The organism is Mesorhizobium sp. M0761 (assembly GCF_040320205.1).
In the GTDB taxonomy this organism is placed as follows: domain Bacteria; phylum Pseudomonadota; class Alphaproteobacteria; order Rhizobiales; family Rhizobiaceae; genus Mesorhizobium.
Genome location: NZ_JAMYPF010000015.1, coordinates 50,149 through 68,505, shown reverse-complemented (window position 1 = coordinate 68,505; position 18,357 = coordinate 50,149). Strand labels below are relative to the sequence as shown.

Sequence of the window (18,357 nt, the reverse complement as noted above, 5' to 3'; positions counted from 1 at the left end):
GACCATGAAGATCAGCATGTCGAGCAAGGACGAGGGAGGCGCCTCTGCCTCCGAGCGGATAGATGCCCGAATCCGGGAGCTGGACGATTGGCGGGGCAAGACGTTGGCCAGCCTGCGCAAGACCATCCTCGACGCCGACCCGGAAATCATCGAGGAGTGGAAGTGGATGGGCAGCCCGGTATGGTCACGCGACGGCATGATCGCCGTCGGCAACGCTCACAAGGACAAGGTGAAGCTGACCTTTTGTCACGGTGCCAGCCTGCCCGATCCCTACAGGCTGTTCAACAACGGGCTCAACGGCAAGGTGTGGCGCGCCATCGATGTGTCGGAGGGCGACGAGATCGATGCGGATGCGCTGAAAGCGCTCGTCCGCGCCGCGATTGCCTACAACATGGCTAAGAAGAAACCGGCTAAGTCGGCCAAAGCCAAGGACTGATCGGTTCAGGCGTCCGACCACTCCGACAGAGCGGCAATCACACTTTTCAGTTCGGCCCATCGGCGGATGACGGTTTCGGCGCCGGCTTCGGTCAGCACATCGGCATGGCCGGGATAGCTGTGCGCGGCGCCGGTGAAGCCGATCACGCGCATGCCAGCGGCCCTGGCGCCGGTGACGCCGTGCACCGAATCCTCGATGACGAAGGTGTTTGCCGGATTGGCGTTGAGTTGCTGCGCCGCGATCAGGAACACATCCGGCGCGGGCTTGGTTTTCTTGCTTGGTATTTCCAGCGCTGAAAAAATCCGGCCGGCGAAGAACGGCAGCAGGCCCACTTTCTCGAGCATGAACTCGATCCGCTCCAAGCGTGAGTTCGAGCAGACGCAGCGCGGCGCGGTGACTGCGGCGACCGCCTCGCGCACGCCGTCGATGGCGCGCACGTCGCTGCGCAGTTTGCGGTCGACCAGCTCTTCGGCCCGGTCGATCATCGAGGCCTGGAACGGGATGGCGGATTTTTGCTCGACCCGCATCATGATGTCCTTGAAGGTCAGTCCGGCATAGGTTTCGGCGTATTCCTCAGCCGAGATTTCATATCCGGCCAAGGTCAGCAATTCGGCCTCGACGCGGGCTGCGATGATTTCGGAATCGACGAGCACGCCGTCGCAATCGAAGATGACAAGATCTGGCTGGGGCATGGCAATCCGAACGAGGGAGGGTGATGGAGGCCCGGCAAGGCTCAAGCGGCGCGACATACACCAACGGGCCGGGCTGCGCAAATTGACGACGTCAGGGCTGCCTGGACCGTTGCGTCCTTCACCGAATATTTACGCTGATCGGTAACCATAACGGGGAGTAAACAGTAACGCGTGCCTTGGGTGTAAAAATGTCTGCCGTGCGTCTTGTCGCCGACCTCTCCCACGCCCCCCAGCAATCCGAGTGGCTGGACACGATCCTCAAGGGCGATTGTGTCGCCGCGCTCGACCGGCTGCCGGAAAAATCCATCGACGTCATCTTCGCCGATCCGCCTTACAATCTGCAACTCGACGGCGATTTGCACCGGCCCGACCAGTCCAAGGTCGACGCCGTCGACGATGACTGGGACCAGTTCGAGAGTTTCGAGGCCTATGACGCCTTCACCCGCGCCTGGCTCCTGGCGGCACGCCGCGTGCTGAAGCCGAATGGCACCATCTGGGTCATCGGCTCCTACCACAACATCTTCCGCGTCGGCGCCAAGATGCAGGATCTCGGCTTCTGGATCCTCAACGATGTCGTCTGGCGCAAGACCAACCCAATGCCTAATTTCCGCGGTCGCCGCTTCCAGAACGCGCATGAGACCATGATCTGGGCCTCGCGCGACCAGAAGGGCAAGGGCTATACCTTCAACTACGAAGCCATGAAGGCATCGAACGACGACATCCAGATGCGCTCCGACTGGCTGTTCCCGATCTGCACTGGCGGCGAGCGGCTGAAGAACGACAATGGCGACAAGCTGCATCCGACGCAGAAGCCGGAAGCGCTGCTCGCCCGCATCATGATGGCTTCGACCAAGCCGGGCGACATCGTGCTCGACCCATTCTTCGGCTCCGGCACCACCGGCGCCGTGGCCAAGCGGCTCGGCCGTCACTTCGTCGGCATCGAGCGCGAACAGGTCTATATCGACGCCGCCAACGAGCGCATCGATGCCGTGCGGCCGCTGGAAAGCGCCGATCTCACCGTGCTCACCGGCAAGCGCGCCGAGCCGCGCGTCGCCTTCGTCAGCCTGATCGATACCGGTCTGATGCAGCCCGGCGCCACGCTCTATGACGCCAAGAAGCGCTGGTCGGCCAAGGTACGCGCCGACGGCACGGTGGCGATCGGCGACAGCGCCGGCTCGATCCACAAGATCGGCGCCGAAGTGCAGGGCCTGGACGCCTGCAACGGCTGGACCTTCTGGCACTATGAGCGCTCGGGCGGCCTGACCCCGATCGACGAACTGCGCCGCATCGCCAGGCTCGGCATGGAGCGGGCAGGGGCTTGATCTCAGGGTGTAAAGTCGTAGAGCGCTACCTTCCGGCCTCTGCGCGGCTCATACCGCGATGCCATACCGCTCAAGGTCCGCCTTGAGCGTTTTTGCATCTGTGAACAGCACAGCATTCCAGCCGGCCACCCTGGCGCCATCGACATTTCTGGGGCTGTCGTCGATGAACAGCGTGGCTGACGGTTCGAGACCGAACGCGGCGACGTGATGGTCGTAGATGGCGCGGTCGGGCTTGATCTCACGGATATCGGCCGACACGGTCACGCCGCGCGGGCGGCTAAGGAAATCGAAGCGCAGCCTCGCCTCGGCAAGTGTGTCGGCGGCGAAGTTCGTCAGCATGGTCACGTCGTGGCCGCTCTCGATCAGGCCGAGCATGATGGCGACGCTGTCCTCATAGGCATGCGGCACCATGTCGTTCCAATGGCGTCGGAAATTGCGAATGTTTTCAGCATGATCCGGGTAATCCGCGATCAGCAGCGCTTCCGCCTCTTCCCACGTCCGGCCACGGTCCTGCTCGATGTTCCAGTCATGCGTGCAGACATTGTCGAAGAACCACTTGCGCTCTTCGGCATCGGGAATGAGGCGGCTGAACGGAATGTTCGGATCGTAGTGGAGCAAGACGCGGCCGATGTCGAACACGATATGGCGGATTTCAGTCATTTCTGGCCTTTCAAAGCGAATGCTAGTCAATCGGGCGGTGTTTTTTGGTTGCGCCCGGTATCGCTGCTTCGATGACCTTTTTCATGACCGTCGGCAGCGCTTCTCCGGAAATGTCATGGGCCAGCGACCAGAAATGCCCTTCCGGCGCATCACTTTTCACTTGAGCGTGAAAGACTTCGAGCTCGAGCGCGAAATGGGTGAAGACATGCGCGATCTCTCCAGCGCGCCGCCAGTCGGCAGGGAAGGGCGCTGCCTCCGAAGTGGTTGCACCGTCGATCCGCGCTGTCCAACCTGTGGTCGGCACCTCGGTCATGCCGCCGAGCAGGCCCTTGTCAGGCCGCTTGCGCAACAGGATGGCGCCGTCGCCGCGCTCGGCGACGAAGGCGGCACCCCGCCTGAGTGGTTTGTCGACCTTGGGCAGGCGGACCGGAAAGCGCTCGGGGTCGCCGGACAGGATGGCGCTGCAATCCTCGCGCACCGGGCACAGCATGCAGCGCGGCCGTCTTGGCGTGCAGATCGTGGCGCCAAGGTCCATCATTGCCTGGGCGAAGTCGCCCGGCCTTGTCTGCGGAACCAGTCTTTCGACGAGCGCGCGGATTTCAGGCTTTGCCTCGCTGAGCGGCGTTGCGATCGAATAGAGCCGCGAGATGACACGTTCGACATTGCCGTCGACGACCGCCGCCGGACGGTCGAAGGCGATCGCCGCGATCGCCGCCGCCGTATAGGCGCCGATCCCCGGCAATTCCCTCAATCCCGTTTCGTTGTCGGGAAAACGGCCGCCCTGGCTCGCAACCAGATCGGCGCAGGCCTTGAGGTTGCGCGCCCGTGAATAATAGCCGAGCCCGGCCCAGGCCTTCATCACATCCTCGGCCGGCGCAGCCGCCAGCGCCTTCACATCAGGCCATTTCTCGACAAAGGCGCGAAAATAGGATTTTACCGCTTCGACCGTGGTCTGCTGCAGCATCACTTCCGAAAGCCAGATGCGATAGGGGTCCGGCCGTGCACCGCCGGCCGCGGCGTGCGGCGTGATCCGCCACGGCAGTTCGCGATGGTGCGCGTCGTACCAGGCAAGCAGACGCGCGGCGATCTCTCCCGATAGAGTTGGTCCGGATGCGGCCTTGCGGGTCTGTTCGTGCAGTGCCATTGATCGCGGGCTGGCTCTAGGCTGGTGAGGAGCGTGGCTGGAGAACGTACATGGCAGGGAGAACGCCTTACGGCAATCCCGTTCCGGTGAGCGATCTCGCGACCGCGATCCTCGACCCCGTGCTGCGCAAGCGGGCCGGCATTTCGATCGGGCTGGTGCAGTCATGGGAAGAGATCGCCGGCCCCAGGCTCGCCGGCCATTCGCGCCCCGAAAAAATCCAGTGGCCGCGCCGCATGCATGAGGACGATCCGTTCGAGCCGGCGGTGCTGGTCATCGCCTGCGAGGGCATGGCCGCGCTGCACCTACAGCACGAGACCGGCGAGATCATCAACCGCGTCAATGCCTTTCTCGGCTTCAACGCGATCGGCAGGATCCGGATCGTGCAAAAGCCGGTGCTGAGGGACAAAGCCCGGCCGAAACCGACGCCGAGAGCACTGACTTCTGTCGAAAAGGCCAAATTGTCGGATACCGTCGGCAAGATCGAGGATGAAGGCTTGCGCGCCTCGCTGGAGCGTCTTGGCGCCACAATTCTTGGCCAAAGGAAGCGGCCAAGGTAATCAACCGGTAATCAGTCGGTCATGAACGCGTCATCTATCTCGCGCATTCGTGATCCTGCATGTAGAGTTTGGCGATTGGAATGGGGACGGCGATGCCTTAATTCCCGCCAACTCTCGCCTTTTCTAGCCTTTGCGTTGCAAAATCAAACCACAGTCAGGTGATTCGCATGAACCGTAGCTTGTCCCGCAGAAACCTCCTGTCTTCGCTGGCCGTCATTCCGGCAGTGGCTATGCTCGCCGCATGCAGCGATTCAGGCGAGGATGCCAAAGCAGCGGATGTGAAGCCTGCGGCTCCCGCGCCTGCTTCGACGCCTGCCACTCCGGCCGCCGTCAAGGTCCCGGAGTCTTCCGGCAATGTCGACATGGCCGAACTGCTGAAGCCCGGCGCTTTGCCCGACAAGCAGCTCGGCAAGGATGACGCCAAGGTCACCATCGTCGAATATGCCTCGATGACCTGCCCGCATTGTGCGCATTTCGCCGCGACCACCTTCCCTGAGTTGAAGACCAAGTACATCGACACCGGCAAGGCGCGTTACATCCTGCGCGAATTCCCGTTCGATCCGAGCGCCGAGGCCGGTTTCATGCTGGCGCGCTGTTCGAAGGACAATTATTTCCCGATGGTCGACGTGCTGTTCAAGCAGCAGGCCAACTGGGTCGGCGTCAACAATACCAAGGATGCGCTGCTGCAGATCTCCAAGCTCGCCGGTTTTACACAGGAGTCCTTCGAGGCCTGCTTGACGGACCAGAAACTTCTGGACGATGTGAGATCGGTCCAGAAGCGCGGCGCCGATGAATTCAAGGTCGACTCGACGCCGACCTTCTTCATCAACGGGAAAACCTACAAAGGTGCGATGTCGATTGAGGAAATATCGGCCATCATCGACCCTCTGCTCTGACGTCCAGGCGGCGCCGGAGCGACTGCGCTTCGGCGTCAGCGCACCTTTGTGCCTTCCAGGCAGGCGCGAATGAAGTTTTCGCGCCTTCGCCTCCTCGGCTTCAAGTCCTTCGTCGAACCCGGCGAGTTCGTCATCGAACGTGGCCTGACCGGCATTGTCGGGCCGAATGGCTGCGGCAAGTCGAACCTTGTCGAGGCGATGCGCTGGGTGATGGGCGAAAGCTCATACAAGAACATGCGCGCGTCCGGCATGGACGACGTGATCTTTTCCGGCTCGGGAACGCGCCCGGCCCGCAACACCGCCGAAGTCACGCTGTTCCTCGACAATAGCGACCGGACCGCGCCCGCCGCCTTCAACGACGCCGATGAATTGCAGGTGTCGCGCCGCATCGAGCGCGAAGCCGGCTCGCTCTACCGCATCAACGGCAAGGAAGCCCGCGCCAAGGACGTGCAGCTTCTGTTCGCCGACCAGTCGACCGGCGCGCGCTCGCCTTCCATGGTCGGACAGGGCCGTATCGGCGAACTGATCCAGGCCAAGCCGCAGGCGCGCCGCGCGCTGCTCGAAGAGGCCGCCGGCATTTCCGGCCTGCACACGCGCCGTCACGAGGCCGAGCTTCGGCTGAAGGCGGCCGAACAAAATCTGGAACGGCTGGACGATGTCGTCGGCGAACTGGAGAGCCAGATCGAAAGCCTTAAGCGCCAGGCGCGCCAGGCATCGCGCTTCAAGAACCTGTCGGCCGATATCCGCAAGGCGGAAGCCACGCTCTTGCATCTGCGCTGGACGCTGGCCAAGACCCAGGAGGGCGATGCGCGGTCGGCGCTGGCGGTTGCCACAGCTCTGGTCGGCGACCGCGCCGCCGCCCAGATGGCTGCCGCCCGGGAGCAAGGCATCGGCGCCCACCGGCTGCCCGATCTGCGTGACGCCGAGGCCGCGGCTGCCGCCGCCTTCCAGCGGCTGTCGATCGCCAAGGCGCAGATCGAGGAGGAGGCAGGCCGCATCCGCGCCCGCCAGGCCGAACTCGAGCGCCGGCTGCAGCAGCTCGACGGCGACATCGCCCGCGAGGAGCGCATGGTCCGCGACAATGCGGATATTCTTGAGCGCCTGCGCGAGGAAGAAGCCACGCTCAACTCCGAAAATGCCGGCGCCGCCGAGCGCGAGGCCACGACGCGGGCCGCTTTCGAGCAGGCCGGCGCAACGCTTGTCACAAGCGAAGCCAAGCTCGCTGCGCTGACCGCCGAACGCGCCGAGGCCGCCGCCGCGCGCAATCAGATCGAACGAACGCTGCGCGAAAACGCCGAACGCCGCGATCGCTTTGCCCGCCAACTGGCCGATGTCGACCGCGAATTGTCCGAGATTGTGTCGAAGGTTGCGGGCTTGCCCGATCCCGCCGAGAAGCGCGCTCTGGTCGAGGACGCGCTCGCCCGGTTGGAGGAGGCCGAGGCCGGCGCCATTGCTGCCGAACAGGCGGTCGCCGAGGCGCGCGCCACCGAGAGTGCCGCCCGTCCGCCGCTGCAGGATGCCAGGGCCGAACTCGCCGGCATCGAGACCGAAGCCCGCACGCTGGCCAAGATCCTCAATGCCGCCAGCGGCGATCTTTTCCCGTCGGTGCTGGAGCAACTCAGCGTCGAACGCGGCTATGAGACGGCCCTTGGTGCTGCGCTTGGCGAGGATCTCGACGTGCCGCTCGACCGCAGCGCGCCGGTGCACTGGGGCGAAAGCCAGGTTCAATCAGGCGATGCGGCCTTGCCGGAAGGCCTCAAGAGCCTCGCCAGCGTGGTGCGCGCGCCTTCGCAGCTTGCCCGCCGGTTGGCGCAGATCGGCATCGTCGATGCCGCCGACGGCAAACGCCTGCAGACGCTGCTTGCCCCCGGCCAGCGGCTGGTCAGCCGTGACGGCGCGCTGTGGCGCTGGGACGGGCTGACCGCCAGCGCCGATGCACCGACCGCGGCCGCGCAAAGGCTGGCGCAGAAGAACCGGCTGGCCGAGCTCGATGCCGAGGCGGTGCAGGCGACGCAGATCATGCGCGAGGCAGAGGCTGCCCTTGCCCAGGCCGAACAGGCACTCCGCCAGGCGAGTGAGGCCGAACGCAATGCCCGCCAGGCCGGGCGCGATGCCCAGCACGGCCTGGACGCCGCCCGCAGCGCGCTGGCCGAGGCCGAAAAGGCCGGTGGCGAGCTGGCAAGCCGCCGCGCCGCCCTGGACGAGGCGCGCGCACGAATCGTCGACAGCCATGAAGAAACGGCCGCCGCCTTCGCCGAGGCCGAAATGCTGCTGCAGGACGCCCCCGATCTCGGCGACCTGCAATTGCAGCTTGAACAATCCGCCGCCAATGTCGGCAGGGACCGCGCAACCTTGGCCGACGCGCGCGCCGTCCATGAAGGCCTGCGCCGCGAAGCCGAAGCGCGCACGCGCCGGCTCGACGCCATCGGCGCCGAGCGCAGCAACTGGCTGCAGCGGGCCGAAAACGCCTCGACCCAGATCGCCTCGCTCGGCGAGCGCAGGGCTGAAGCCGAGGCCGAGCGCGAGACGTTGGCCGACGCCCCCGATGAGATCGACGCCAGGCGCCGCGCGCTGCTGTCGCAGCTCACCGAGGCCGAGACCTTGCGCAAGGCAGCCGCCGACCGCTTGCAGGAGGCCGAGACCAAGCAGGCCGAGCTGGACAAGGCCGCCACCGCGGCGATCCAGTCGCTGGCCGATTCCCGCGAAACCCGCGTCCGCGCCGAAGAGCGATTGACCGCCGCCGACGAGCGCCGGCTCGAGGTCGAGGCGCGCATCCAGGAAACGCTGAACACGCCGCCGCATCTGGTCATCCGCCATACCGGCCTGGAAGCCGATAGCCCGATGCCGGAAATGGCCGAGATCGAGCGCCAGCTCGACCGGCTGAAGGTCGAGCGCGAAAGGCTCGGTGCCGTCAATTTGCGCGCCGAGGAAGAGCAGAAGGAATTGTCGGACCGGCTGGAGGCCATCGTTTCCGAGCGCGAGGACATCATCGAGGCGATCCGCAAACTGAGGCAAGCGATCCAGAGCCTGAACCGCGAAGGCCGCGAACGGCTGCTTGCCGCTTTCGAGGTGGTCAACGGCCATTTCCAGCGGCTGTTCTCGCATCTGTTCGGTGGCGGGACGGCCGAACTGCAGCTGATCGAATCCGACGACCCGCTCGAAGCCGGGCTCGAAATCCTGGCCCGTCCGCCCGGCAAGAAGCCGCAGACCATGACGCTGCTGTCCGGCGGCGAGCAGGCGCTGACGGCGATGTCGCTTATCTTTGCCGTGTTCCTGACCAATCCGGCGCCGATCTGCGTGCTCGACGAAGTCGACGCGCCGCTCGACGATCACAATGTCGAGCGCTTCTGCAATTTGATGGACGAAATGGCCGCGACCACCGAGACGCGCTTCGTCATCATCACCCACAACCCGATCACGATGGCGCGCATGAACCGCCTGTTCGGCGTGACCATGGCCGAGCAGGGCGTCAGCCAATTGGTCTCGGTCGATCTGCAGGCCGCCGAAGCGATGCGCGAGGCGAGCTGACGCAGCATGCTTTGTTGATTTCGTCGGCGATGGCCTCGATCCAACTGTTGCAACAGGGCCGTCGCCCCTGCGACCTGCTTGCGACGCGCATTCTGTAAGGTTCGAAGAGAAGGAATTTAAGCACCACCTGAGAGCGAACGCCAAAGCCCACAGGCCAACGCGAAAGCGATGCCTAAAAGGCACAGATGGCAATAGGCTCCGACAGCAATTCAGCTGCCACGTTTATCGGAAGCCAAGGAAGCTCAGTATCGCAATCACGATAACGACTGCTCCGATGAGCCAGATTATGTTGTTCACCGTATCTCTCCCGAACTAGTTGCTGGGAGTGAACTCGTAAGAGCCTACTAATGTTCCCGCATTTTCTGCGTCGAAACAAAATGGCGGCCATCGCTTCGTCGATTGCCAGACCAAGGTCCGAACAGGGTATGACTGAAGTCCTGACGTCGGAGCCATAGGCCCGAAGGCGGGCAACCTATGCCCTCCCGATACATTGGAACCGGGCTGCCGAGCATGAGTCCCTTCATCGGTGGTCAATCGGGTGCCCGCCATTCCTGAGAGGTTAGCGGGCACCCGATTGTCGTGACACCGCCAACGGCGTGCGTTTCAATAGCGAGGCTAACAGTGACCTTTGTCCAGAGATCTGTGCGTGACGGCGCAACCCGACCCGCAAACGACAACGACAGTCCTGCGGAAGTTTCTTCCGTTCTTGACCTCATACCATCGGCTGACGACGACAAGGTCGCTGAGCTTGTCAGGCGAACAGAGCGCCTGGCAATCGCAGTGGTTATCGGAATCGCGGTTCTGCTGATCTTGGCGCCGGTGGTTTACCTTGCACTTTCTTACGGGATCTGAGACGGCCCGACTTAGGCGATCTAAGATGGCCTGATTGGTCGTATTCTCGTAAATCTGAAAAGTTGTGCCGACAGTCCTCCTCGCAAGACAAGTGTTTCCCGTCACAGATCAGGAGATCGAACGCGACGACATAGAATGGTCGTGCGCAGCGCTGCTTTGTCGAGTTGCGTAACCTTGGTGGCCGGCTTGAAAGAGCGCCTTTACCAGAAGTTGCCAACAAGAGCTGTTGTCGCAATTCCTTCCTTCACACGCCGTGTTGCGCGGGAGCAGCCGTCACTGATCGCGCCCGTGGACCAACGACGCTACTCGGAACCAAAGGGATGGGGCGCGGTTATCCCCGCGAAGGGATAATTAGCAGATGGAGATATTACAATGAAAACAATGATCGTGAGCGCCTTGGCGCTGTTCCTTGCCGTGCCAACGGTAGCTCCGGCAGCTGAAGCTGACGTGGTCATCACGACCCACCATCGTCATCATCACAGGAACGTCAGAATCATCAATGACCAAGGTCAACGCCTTCATCACCGCAGACACGGCACGGTTGCCTTCTACGACCACGGCCGCAGACATCATCGCCGGGATACTGTTATCGTGACCGGCTCGATCGAGCGCAGCCATCATCGCTATTATCGACATCATCGGCATCATCCCGTCGTCATCCAGGACGACAACGGTTACTGATCCTCTCCCCACGGCCCCGGCTCCGTCCACGGAGTCGGGGTCGCTTGGGATTTAGATACTCATGACGGCAGCCATCCATGGCGTCGGTAAATTTTATTTCATGTAAATTGGCTGGGGCTCCTGGAGCTTTTCGAAATTTCATCCAGCCGAATAGCGCCCGCTCATCAAGTTGCAGGTTAAGTCTGCTAGTCTGGCGCAATCTGGCAGTTCGGGCCGACCCATTTGTTCATCGAGGTGTCGAGTTCATTTCCCATGTCGGCGGCGCTACATACCGGATAACGATCGTCACCCTGGCGGCGCATGCTAAGGGACTTGTATTGGCGCAACAGCGCATCGTGGTCGGGCGGCTGTTGGTCTTTCTGCTTCAGGGAAAGCTGCATCATGCAGTTGGCAAAGGCATCGGTGCCTTCCTGAAAACCAAACCCGGCACATTGGCGCTTGTTTTCTGACCGTTGACCGGCATTCCCCTGGTCTGTTGTGCAGCCCACCAAGGAAGCCACTACGGCCATGAACGGCACAACCGCAACAGCGCGCATTCGTCTTTTCCTCTTAACTTTGATGCTTTTAAAGTTTCCCCAAATGTCGGCCAACCGCAACCATACACGGCGCGGGTAGGACGATTCCCACAGGCCGGATGCCATGTCGATTATCCGCTTGGGTGTAACACTTAGAATTCGTAATTTCTAAGTGCTTGAACACCGACGAACAGGGATGGCTGGGGCGCCAGGATTCGAACCTGGGAATGTCGGTACCAAAAACCGATGCCTTACCACTTGGCGACGCCCCAGCAAACGAGCTTTGCCCGCTGCGCGCGGCCTTATAGGACGAGCGGCACGAAAGCTCAATGCCGAGTTGGCCACTGTGCAAAACTGATCCACCGCTTGGCGGGGGGACGCGCTATTCGCCCCAGACCGCCAACTCGTTGCCAGCGGGATCGGTGAAATGGAACCGCCTGCCGCCCGGGAACGAGAATATCGGCTTGACGATCGTGCCGCCGGCGCTTTCGACAACGTCGAGGGTTGCTTCCAGATCCTGCGAATAGAGCACCGGCAATGGTTTCGCCAGAGCCTCGCCTGCATCGGCCTGGAAGCCGCCATCGAGCCCTTCGCCGAAGGCTGAATAGGTCGGCCCGTAATCGGTGAACGACCACGAGAAGGCGGCGCTGTAGAAAGCCTTGACGCTGTCCAGCGTCGCGCCGGTCGCGGGCAGTTCGAGATAGTCGAGTTTTCCGTTGAGTTTCATCACGCTGCTCCCAACTTGTTCCCTATATGTTCTATATCCTGGGCAGCGATACGGCAAGTCTTTTTGATGCGGCTTTCCTTAATCGATTGTAGTTGGCGCGCCTGGCCGGCCACGCCTTGCCTTTCGCACTGCAGCATAATAACGCTCGGGTCGGAGCGCGGGGGAACCGGGTCTTGGGCCCCGGGGTTCTAATCTTCCGAGAACTTGGAGGGCGAGCATGACCAAATGGGTCTACACCTTCGGCGATGGCGCCGCGGAAGGACGTGCGTACGACCGCAACCTTCTCGGTGGCAAAGGCGCCAATCTGGCCGAGATGTGCAGTCTTGGCCTGCCGGTGCCGCCGGGCTTTACGCTCACCACCGAAGTCTGCAACGCCTATTACGCCAACGGCAACAGCTATCCGGCCGCGTTGCAGGCCGATGTCGTCAAGGCGCTGGACCATATCGGGCAACTGACCGGGCGCCGTTTCGGCGATCCGTCGAAGCTGCTTCTGGTCTCGGTCCGCTCCGGGGCCAGGGCCTCGATGCCGGGCATGATGGACACCGTGCTCAATCTCGGCCTCAATGACGAGACGGTCGAGGCGCTGGCAGCCGATTCCGGCGATGCCCGCTTTGCCTATGACAGCTACCGCCGCTTCATCCAGATGTATTCCGATGTCGTCATGGGTCTTGACCACGAAGTGTTCGAGGAAATCCTCGAGGACCAGAAGGCGAGCCTCGGCCACGAGCTCGACACCGAACTGACAGCGCAGGAATGGCAGAGCGTCATTGCCCTCTACAAGGCCAAGGTCGAGGAGGAGCTCGACAGGCCGTTTCCACAGGACCCGCACGAGCAGCTGTGGGGGGCGATCGGCGCGGTGTTTTCCAGCTGGATGAACAACCGCGCCATCACCTACCGGCGCCTGCACGACATCCCGGAAAGCTGGGGCACGGCGGTCAATGTCCAGGCCATGGTGTTCGGCAATATGGGCGAGACGTCAGCCACTGGCGTCGCCTTCACGCGCAACCCCTCGACCGGCGAAAAGATGCTCTACGGCGAGTTCCTGGTGAACGCGCAGGGCGAGGATGTCGTGGCCGGCATCCGCACGCCGCAGAACATCACCGAGGCGGCGCGCATTGCCGCTGGCTCCGACAAGCCGTCGCTGCAGAAACTGATGCCGGACGCGTTTCGCTCCTTCGTCGACATCTCCGACCGCCTGGAACAGCACTACCGCGATATGCAGGACCTCGAATTCACCATCGAGCGCGGCAAATTGTGGATGCTGCAGACGCGTTCCGGCAAACGCACCGCCAAGGCGGCGCTGAAGATCGCCGTCGAAATGGCGCGCGACAAGCTGATCACGACGGAGGAGGCGGTCGCCCGCATCGATCCGGCCTCGCTCGATCAGCTGTTGCATCCGACCATCGACCCCAAGGCCGCGCGCGATGTCATCGGCGTCGGCCTGCCGGCTTCTCCGGGCGCGGCGACCGGCGAGATTGTTTTCTCCTCGGGCGATGCCGAGGATCTGAAGACGCAAGGTCGCAACGCAATCCTGGTGCGCATCGAAACCAGCCCCGAAGACATTCACGGCATGCATGCTTCGGAAGGCATCCTGACCACGCGCGGCGGCATGACCAGCCACGCCGCCGTGGTCGCGCGCGGCATGGGCAAGCCTTGCGTTTCGGGCGCCGGCTCGCTGCGTGTCGACTACAAGGCCGGCACGCTGATGTCGATGGGCCAGACCTTCCGCAAGGGCGACATCATCACCATCGATGGCAGCAACGGCCAGGTGCTGAAGGGCGCCGTGTCGATGCTGCAGCCGGAACTGTCGGGCGATTTCGCCGCCATCATGGAATGGGCCGATGCGGTGCGCCGCATGAAGGTGCGCACCAATGCCGAGACGCCGCTCGATGCGCGCATGGCGCGCTCCTTCGGCGCCGAAGGCATCGGCCTCTGCCGCACCGAGCACATGTTCTTCGACGGCGAGCGTATCGTCGCTATGCGCGAGATGATCCTGGCCGATACCGAGAAGGACCGCCGCACCGCACTTGCCAAGCTGTTGCCGATGCAGCGCTCGGATTTCCTCGAACTGTTCGAGATTATGGCCGGCCTGCCGGTGACGATCCGGCTGCTCGATCCGCCGCTGCACGAATTCCTGCCCAAGACGGAAGCGGAGGTGGCGGAGGTCGCCGCCGCCATGAACGTCTCGCCCGACAAGCTCAGGCAGCGCACAGAAGCCCTGCACGAGTTCAACCCGATGCTCGGCCATCGCGGCTGCCGTCTCGCCGTCTCCTATCCCGAGATTGCCGAGATGCAGGCGCGTGCCATCTTCGAGGCAGCCGTCGAGGCCGGCAAGAAAGCCGGCGCGCTGGTCGTTCCCGAGATCATGGTGCCGCTGGTCGGCCTGGTGAAGGAGCTCGACTACGTCAAGGCGCGCATCGATGCGGTCGCCAAGGCTGTCATGGACGAGACCGGCGTCAAGATCGACTATCTCACCGGCACGATGATCGAGCTTCCGCGCGCGGCGATCCGCGCCCACGTCATCGCCGCTACGGCCGAGTTCTTCTCCTTCGGCACCAACGATCTCACCCAGACCACTTTCGGCATCTCGCGCGACGACGCAGCATCCTTCCTCGAGACCTATCGGCAGAAAGGTATCATCGAGCAGGACCCGTTCGTCTCGCTCGACATCGAGGGCGTCGGCGAACTGGTGCGCATGGCTGCCGAGAAGGGCAGGGCGACGCGGCCCGACATCAAGCTCGGCATATGCGGCGAACATGGCGGCGATCCGGCCTCGATCCGCTTCTGCGAAGAGGTCGGCCTCGACTATGTCTCGTGCTCTCCCTACCGCGTGCCGATCGCAAGATTGGCCGCAGCCCAAGCCGCGGTGCAGATTGCCAAAACAGCAGTGCCGCGCCCCAAAAAGAGCGCCGCGGCATCCTGATTTCGACATAGTCCTTTCGGTATCGATGAAACGGCCACCCCTGCGTGGCCGTTTGGCGCTAAGCTTACGATTTTGTAAGCAAATTCACGCTGATGTGCGCGCCCCAACACGCAATCCCGACATCGTTTCTTCCCAATTTCACGGCCCCCCAACCCGCCCGGTGCCGAGAAAAAGATGTTACAGATTTCGCCCAGACCCTTCCGCTCGATCCTGATTATCCAGACCAAGTTCATCGGCGATGTTGTTCTGTCCTCCACGCTCGCCAAGAACCTGCAGCTCGAATATCCCGGTGTCAGGATCGTCTTTCTCTGCGAGGCGCGCCTCGCCAGTTTCGTCACCGCGCACGGCATCGCCGCCGAGGTCGTCAGCTTCCGCCGCGCCGCCATGCGCGGCACCCCGCTGGAGCGTGGACGCGAGCTCTATTCGATGATCAGCCAGCTGCGCCAATTCCGTTTCGACCTGACCATCGACCTCACCGATTCAAAGACATCGCGGCTCATCGTCAGGTTCCTCAACGCCAGCACCCGCATCGGCTACAATCCTCCGGAAAGGCCGCTGCGCTGGCATGAGCGCCAGCCCGCCAATGTCTTTGCCGAGCCGTTCGGTTTTGGCGAACGTCACTATCTCTACCGCTACCTTTCGCCGCTCGAGCCGCTCGGCGTCGGTCTGCGCGTGCGGGTGCCGTCGATTCGGCCATTGCCGATGGAGACGGCGAGGGCCCAGGCATTGCTGGACAAACACCATCTGCGGCCAAATGGCTTTATCGCGGTGCATGCCGGCGCCAGTTTTCACGGCCGGCGCTGGCAGCATGAACGCTTTGCCGCCGTGATCGACACGATTTCGCGCGAAACCGGACTGGATTTCGTACTCGTCGGCGGCCCTGACGAGCGCAAGCCGGCCGAGCAGATCCTCGCCAGTGCCGCGTCGATCGTCAACCTCGTCGGCGCGCTGTCGCTGGAAACGCTGCTGGCGGTGTTGCAGCAGGCGCGGCTGTTTGTCGGCAATGAGAGCGGCCCCATGCACATGGCAGCAGCGGCCGGAACGCCGGTTGTCGGCCTGTTCGGCCTGACCAGCCCGGCCGTCTGGGGACCGGTCGGCGTGCCCAGCCTCGCCTTGCAGCCATCCATGCCGTGCAATTGCGTGGCGGGCAGCCTGTGCAATCCGCTCGATCCCAGCAAGGCCTGCTGCGTCTGGCGCCTCGAGGTCGAACCGGTCGTCGCGGCCGTGCGCGAAGTCCTGTCACGCACGCATGTGGAACTGGAACACGCCGTCTGACGGTGCGCGGCGGTCACATTGTCTGGATATCAGCTTTCTCACGGCCACTATCCCGATTTCCGCCTTGTTGCGGGTCCTGGGATGCGGCTATGACAGCGCCGATTCTCAGACAAGACAGGCATCCCTTGCAAAAGCTGTTTTGCGCCTTGGCGCTATCTATCGTGGCCGTGTCCTCGGCCCAGGCCGCGCCGCTTGTCGAGCCGGCGCTGCATCTGAAGGCTGAGGACGGTAGCAGTGTCGGCCGCGTCGCGCTTACGCTCGACGCCTGCGGCGGGCAGACCGATACGAGGATCCTGTCGGCGCTGGTGGAGAACCGGATTCCGGCGACGATCTTCGTCACCGGTATCTGGCTGAAGCGCAACGCCGCCGCCGTCGAGATCATGCGCGCGCATCCGGACCTGTTCGAACTGGAAAACCATGGCGGCCATCACATCCCGGCCGTTGACACGCCGCGCAAGATCTACGGCATCCGCAGCGCCGGCAGCCCGGAAGCGGTGCAGGCCGAAGTCGAATCGGGCGCTGCCGCTCTCGCTGGCACCGGCGAGCCGGCGCCGAAATGGTTTCGCGGCGCGACCGCCGAATACAGCCCGTCGGCTATCGCCATGATCCGCAAGCTTGGCTTCAAGGTCGCCGGCTTTTCGATCAACGGCGATGGCGGCTCGTTGCTCGGCGCAACAGAAACTGCCCGGCGCATCGCCGCCGCCAAGGATGGCGATGTCATCATCGCCCACATCAACCAGCCGACCCACGCCGCCGGCGAGGGCGTCGTGCAAGGTCTGCTCGCGCTGAAGGCCAAGGGGCTGACGTTCGTGCGGCTGGATGACGCCGACGGTGTCGGCAACGACGGGACGACTGATTAGGATCAGGCGGCGGCAGGCAGTTTCATCGCCTTTGGACTGACGTCGCCGACGTTTGAGATTAGCCGAGGCCTCTGAGCTTCGTCATCCCAGGGTGAAACAGGAGCGAAGCTCCGTCGCGAAGACCCTGGGATGACGAAGCGAGCAACGGCGGCTTGAGTCGCTTGCTCAGGCCGGTGCTGCTTCGATCGTCACCCTGTCAGGATAGAAGGCGCCGTGGTCGCGAATCTCAGCCATTTCGTCGAACGGCTGCTCATAGCCCCACATTGCGTCCTTGCCGGTCTCGCCGGCCGGCAGCACGCTCCAGTAGCTGGCGTCGCCCTTGTAGGGGCAGTGGGTCGACAGGGTGGTTTTGCCGAGCTGGGTGAAGTCGATGTCTTCGAAGGGGATGTAGAATGCCTGGCGGTAGGGCGGTTCGGACAGAAGCTTCGCCCGCGTCGATGAGGCGATCACCGTATCGCCGGCACGCACGACCACGGTACCCCGATAGGGTTCGACGGTGATGACCTTGCCGGGATTGCTCTGAAAGCCGGGGGCGGGGTTGGCGATCTGGTCCATGCGGGGTTCTCCTTGTTCGATTGGGAGCACAGTCCGATTGAGAGCGTGCGGGGTTGCTTCCCATGTCCCTAAAATGTGTCTGGAGAACTCGTTGCGCAAGCCTTCGCCAGTAGGCCAGAGCTGGCCTTCCGATCACTAAAAACGATCCCGCATGGAATGCTAGGCTGCGGTCTTGAACACGTCCATTAGGCCGGCATAGGCCGCGGCAATACCGGCTACCGGGTTGGTGCTTCTTGACGTCGTCTCGACCTTCAGCGGGCCGCCGCCGGTCGGCAAGGTGAGCAGCAGGAACTGGCGATTGCCGCCGTCGCCGATCGATGCGGCGGCGACATGCTGGCCTTCGCCTTCGTTCTGGACGCACATTTTGAACAGCAGCGTGCCGCCGACCGCCTCAAGGGCGCCGCCGACCACCTCGACAAATTCGTCTTCGGAAACCTTTTTGGCCTCCGGCACGAGATCGGCCAGACTTGCGGCAAGCGTGTCTTCAAGCTCTTTGTCGTCGAGTTGAATATCGTCCAACTGCACGTCTTCGGCCCCGCTGTCAGCCAGCTGCCTGTCGTCGATCTGCCTGTCGTCGATCTGCCTGTCGTCGATCTGCTTGTCGTCGAGCTGCGTGTCCATGCGAACCTCTTTCAGTCGCCAATCCGCACCCCTACCCCGTTAACGAACCTTAACGTCGACGATGGCCGGATTGTGGCGGTTTTCCCCGCCTTTCGATCACTGCTTGCTTCAGC

The 18,357-nt window shown here is 63.0% G+C and carries 16 protein-coding genes and 1 tRNA gene; 9 read left to right on the top strand and 8 right to left on the bottom strand.

Annotated elements, in window-relative coordinates:
- Nucleotides 1-4 precede the first annotated feature (4 nt).
- Nucleotides 5-436 (top strand): DUF1801 domain-containing protein, encoded by a 432-nt coding sequence (locus tag NKI32_RS22460; RefSeq protein ID WP_245263559.1) that lies wholly within the window; start codon nt 5-7, stop codon nt 434-436.
- A 5-nt stretch (nt 437-441) separates the two neighbouring features.
- Here the strand turns inward: NKI32_RS22460 and NKI32_RS22455 are convergent, their stop codons facing one another.
- Complete coding sequence (locus tag NKI32_RS22455; protein WP_023698533.1) at nt 442-1,128, bottom strand: HAD family hydrolase; 687 nt, start codon at nt 1,126-1,128, stop codon at nt 442-444.
- A gap of 188 nt (nt 1,129-1,316) precedes the next feature.
- On the opposite strand from NKI32_RS22455, the gene NKI32_RS22450 reads away from it, so the two are divergent.
- A complete protein-coding gene (locus NKI32_RS22450) occupies nt 1,317-2,450 on the top strand; it encodes a site-specific DNA-methyltransferase (protein ID WP_353003646.1) in 1,134 nt (377 codons plus the stop codon).
- A 48-nt stretch (nt 2,451-2,498) separates the two neighbouring features.
- Here NKI32_RS22450 and NKI32_RS22445 read toward each other — a convergent pair whose 3' ends face one another.
- Nucleotides 2,499-3,110, bottom strand: a complete 612-nt coding sequence (locus NKI32_RS22445) for an HAD family hydrolase (RefSeq protein WP_352838992.1) — start codon at nt 3,108-3,110, stop codon at nt 2,499-2,501.
- A gap of 22 nt (nt 3,111-3,132) precedes the next feature.
- The gene (gene mutY / locus NKI32_RS22440; protein WP_023692057.1) at nt 3,133-4,254 is read right to left on the bottom strand and encodes an A/G-specific adenine glycosylase; all 1,122 of its coding nucleotides are present in this window, start codon (nt 4,252-4,254) and stop codon (nt 3,133-3,135) included.
- A gap of 50 nt (nt 4,255-4,304) precedes the next feature.
- On the opposite strand from mutY, the gene NKI32_RS22435 reads away from it, so the two are divergent.
- The 4 genes from NKI32_RS22435 (at nt 4,305) to NKI32_RS22420 (ending at nt 10,768) form a co-directional block, all read left to right on the top strand.
- Complete coding sequence (locus tag NKI32_RS22435; protein WP_023687168.1) at nt 4,305-4,811, top strand: DUF721 domain-containing protein; 507 nt, start codon at nt 4,305-4,307, stop codon at nt 4,809-4,811.
- A 167-nt stretch (nt 4,812-4,978) separates the two neighbouring features.
- Nucleotides 4,979-5,707 carry a DsbA family protein gene (locus NKI32_RS22430; RefSeq protein WP_023692056.1) on the top strand — a complete coding sequence of 243 codons (729 nt, stop codon included), beginning with the start codon at nt 4,979-4,981 and terminating at the stop codon, nt 5,705-5,707.
- Nucleotides 5,708-5,776: 69 nt separating this feature from the next.
- A complete protein-coding gene (smc, locus tag NKI32_RS22425; RefSeq protein WP_352838993.1) occupies nt 5,777-9,235 on the top strand; it encodes a chromosome segregation protein SMC in 3,459 nt (1,152 codons plus the stop codon).
- Between the two features lie 1,224 nt (nt 9,236-10,459).
- Nucleotides 10,460-10,768 (top strand): hypothetical protein, encoded by a 309-nt coding sequence (locus tag NKI32_RS22420; RefSeq protein ID WP_353003643.1) that lies wholly within the window; start codon nt 10,460-10,462, stop codon nt 10,766-10,768.
- A gap of 185 nt (nt 10,769-10,953) precedes the next feature.
- On the opposite strand, the gene NKI32_RS22415 is transcribed toward NKI32_RS22420, so the two are convergent.
- The 3 genes from NKI32_RS22415 to NKI32_RS22405 all read right to left on the bottom strand — a co-directional run bounded on the left by NKI32_RS22415 (nt 10,954) and on the right by NKI32_RS22405 (nt 12,010).
- A complete protein-coding gene (locus NKI32_RS22415) occupies nt 10,954-11,409 on the bottom strand; it encodes a hypothetical protein (protein ID WP_023752798.1) in 456 nt (151 codons plus the stop codon).
- 71 nt (nt 11,410-11,480) lie between these two features.
- A tRNA-Gln gene (locus NKI32_RS22410) sits at nt 11,481-11,555 on the bottom strand.
- A gap of 110 nt (nt 11,556-11,665) precedes the next feature.
- Nucleotides 11,666-12,010 carry a VOC family protein gene (locus NKI32_RS22405; RefSeq protein WP_023752797.1) on the bottom strand — a complete coding sequence of 115 codons (345 nt, stop codon included), beginning with the start codon at nt 12,008-12,010 and terminating at the stop codon, nt 11,666-11,668.
- A 217-nt stretch (nt 12,011-12,227) separates the two neighbouring features.
- On the opposite strand from NKI32_RS22405, the gene ppdK reads away from it, so the two are divergent.
- The 3 genes from ppdK to NKI32_RS22390 all read left to right on the top strand — a co-directional run bounded on the left by ppdK (nt 12,228) and on the right by NKI32_RS22390 (nt 17,068).
- The gene (gene ppdK / locus NKI32_RS22400) at nt 12,228-14,933 is read left to right on the top strand and encodes a pyruvate, phosphate dikinase (RefSeq protein WP_353003640.1); all 2,706 of its coding nucleotides are present in this window, start codon (nt 12,228-12,230) and stop codon (nt 14,931-14,933) included.
- A gap of 174 nt (nt 14,934-15,107) precedes the next feature.
- The gene (locus tag NKI32_RS22395; RefSeq protein WP_023747534.1) at nt 15,108-16,208 is read left to right on the top strand and encodes a glycosyltransferase family 9 protein; all 1,101 of its coding nucleotides are present in this window, start codon (nt 15,108-15,110) and stop codon (nt 16,206-16,208) included.
- A gap of 89 nt (nt 16,209-16,297) precedes the next feature.
- A complete protein-coding gene (locus NKI32_RS22390) occupies nt 16,298-17,068 on the top strand; it encodes a polysaccharide deacetylase family protein (protein WP_050588131.1) in 771 nt (256 codons plus the stop codon).
- A 165-nt stretch (nt 17,069-17,233) separates the two neighbouring features.
- Here NKI32_RS22390 and NKI32_RS22385 read toward each other — a convergent pair whose 3' ends face one another.
- Complete coding sequence (locus tag NKI32_RS22385; RefSeq protein WP_023731365.1) at nt 17,234-17,623, bottom strand: DUF427 domain-containing protein; 390 nt, start codon at nt 17,621-17,623, stop codon at nt 17,234-17,236.
- 159 nt (nt 17,624-17,782) lie between these two features.
- Entirely contained in the window at nt 17,783-18,142 is a 360-nt protein-coding gene (locus NKI32_RS22380; RefSeq protein ID WP_023670697.1) for a hypothetical protein, read from the bottom strand.
- Nucleotides 18,143-18,357 lie beyond the last annotated feature (215 nt).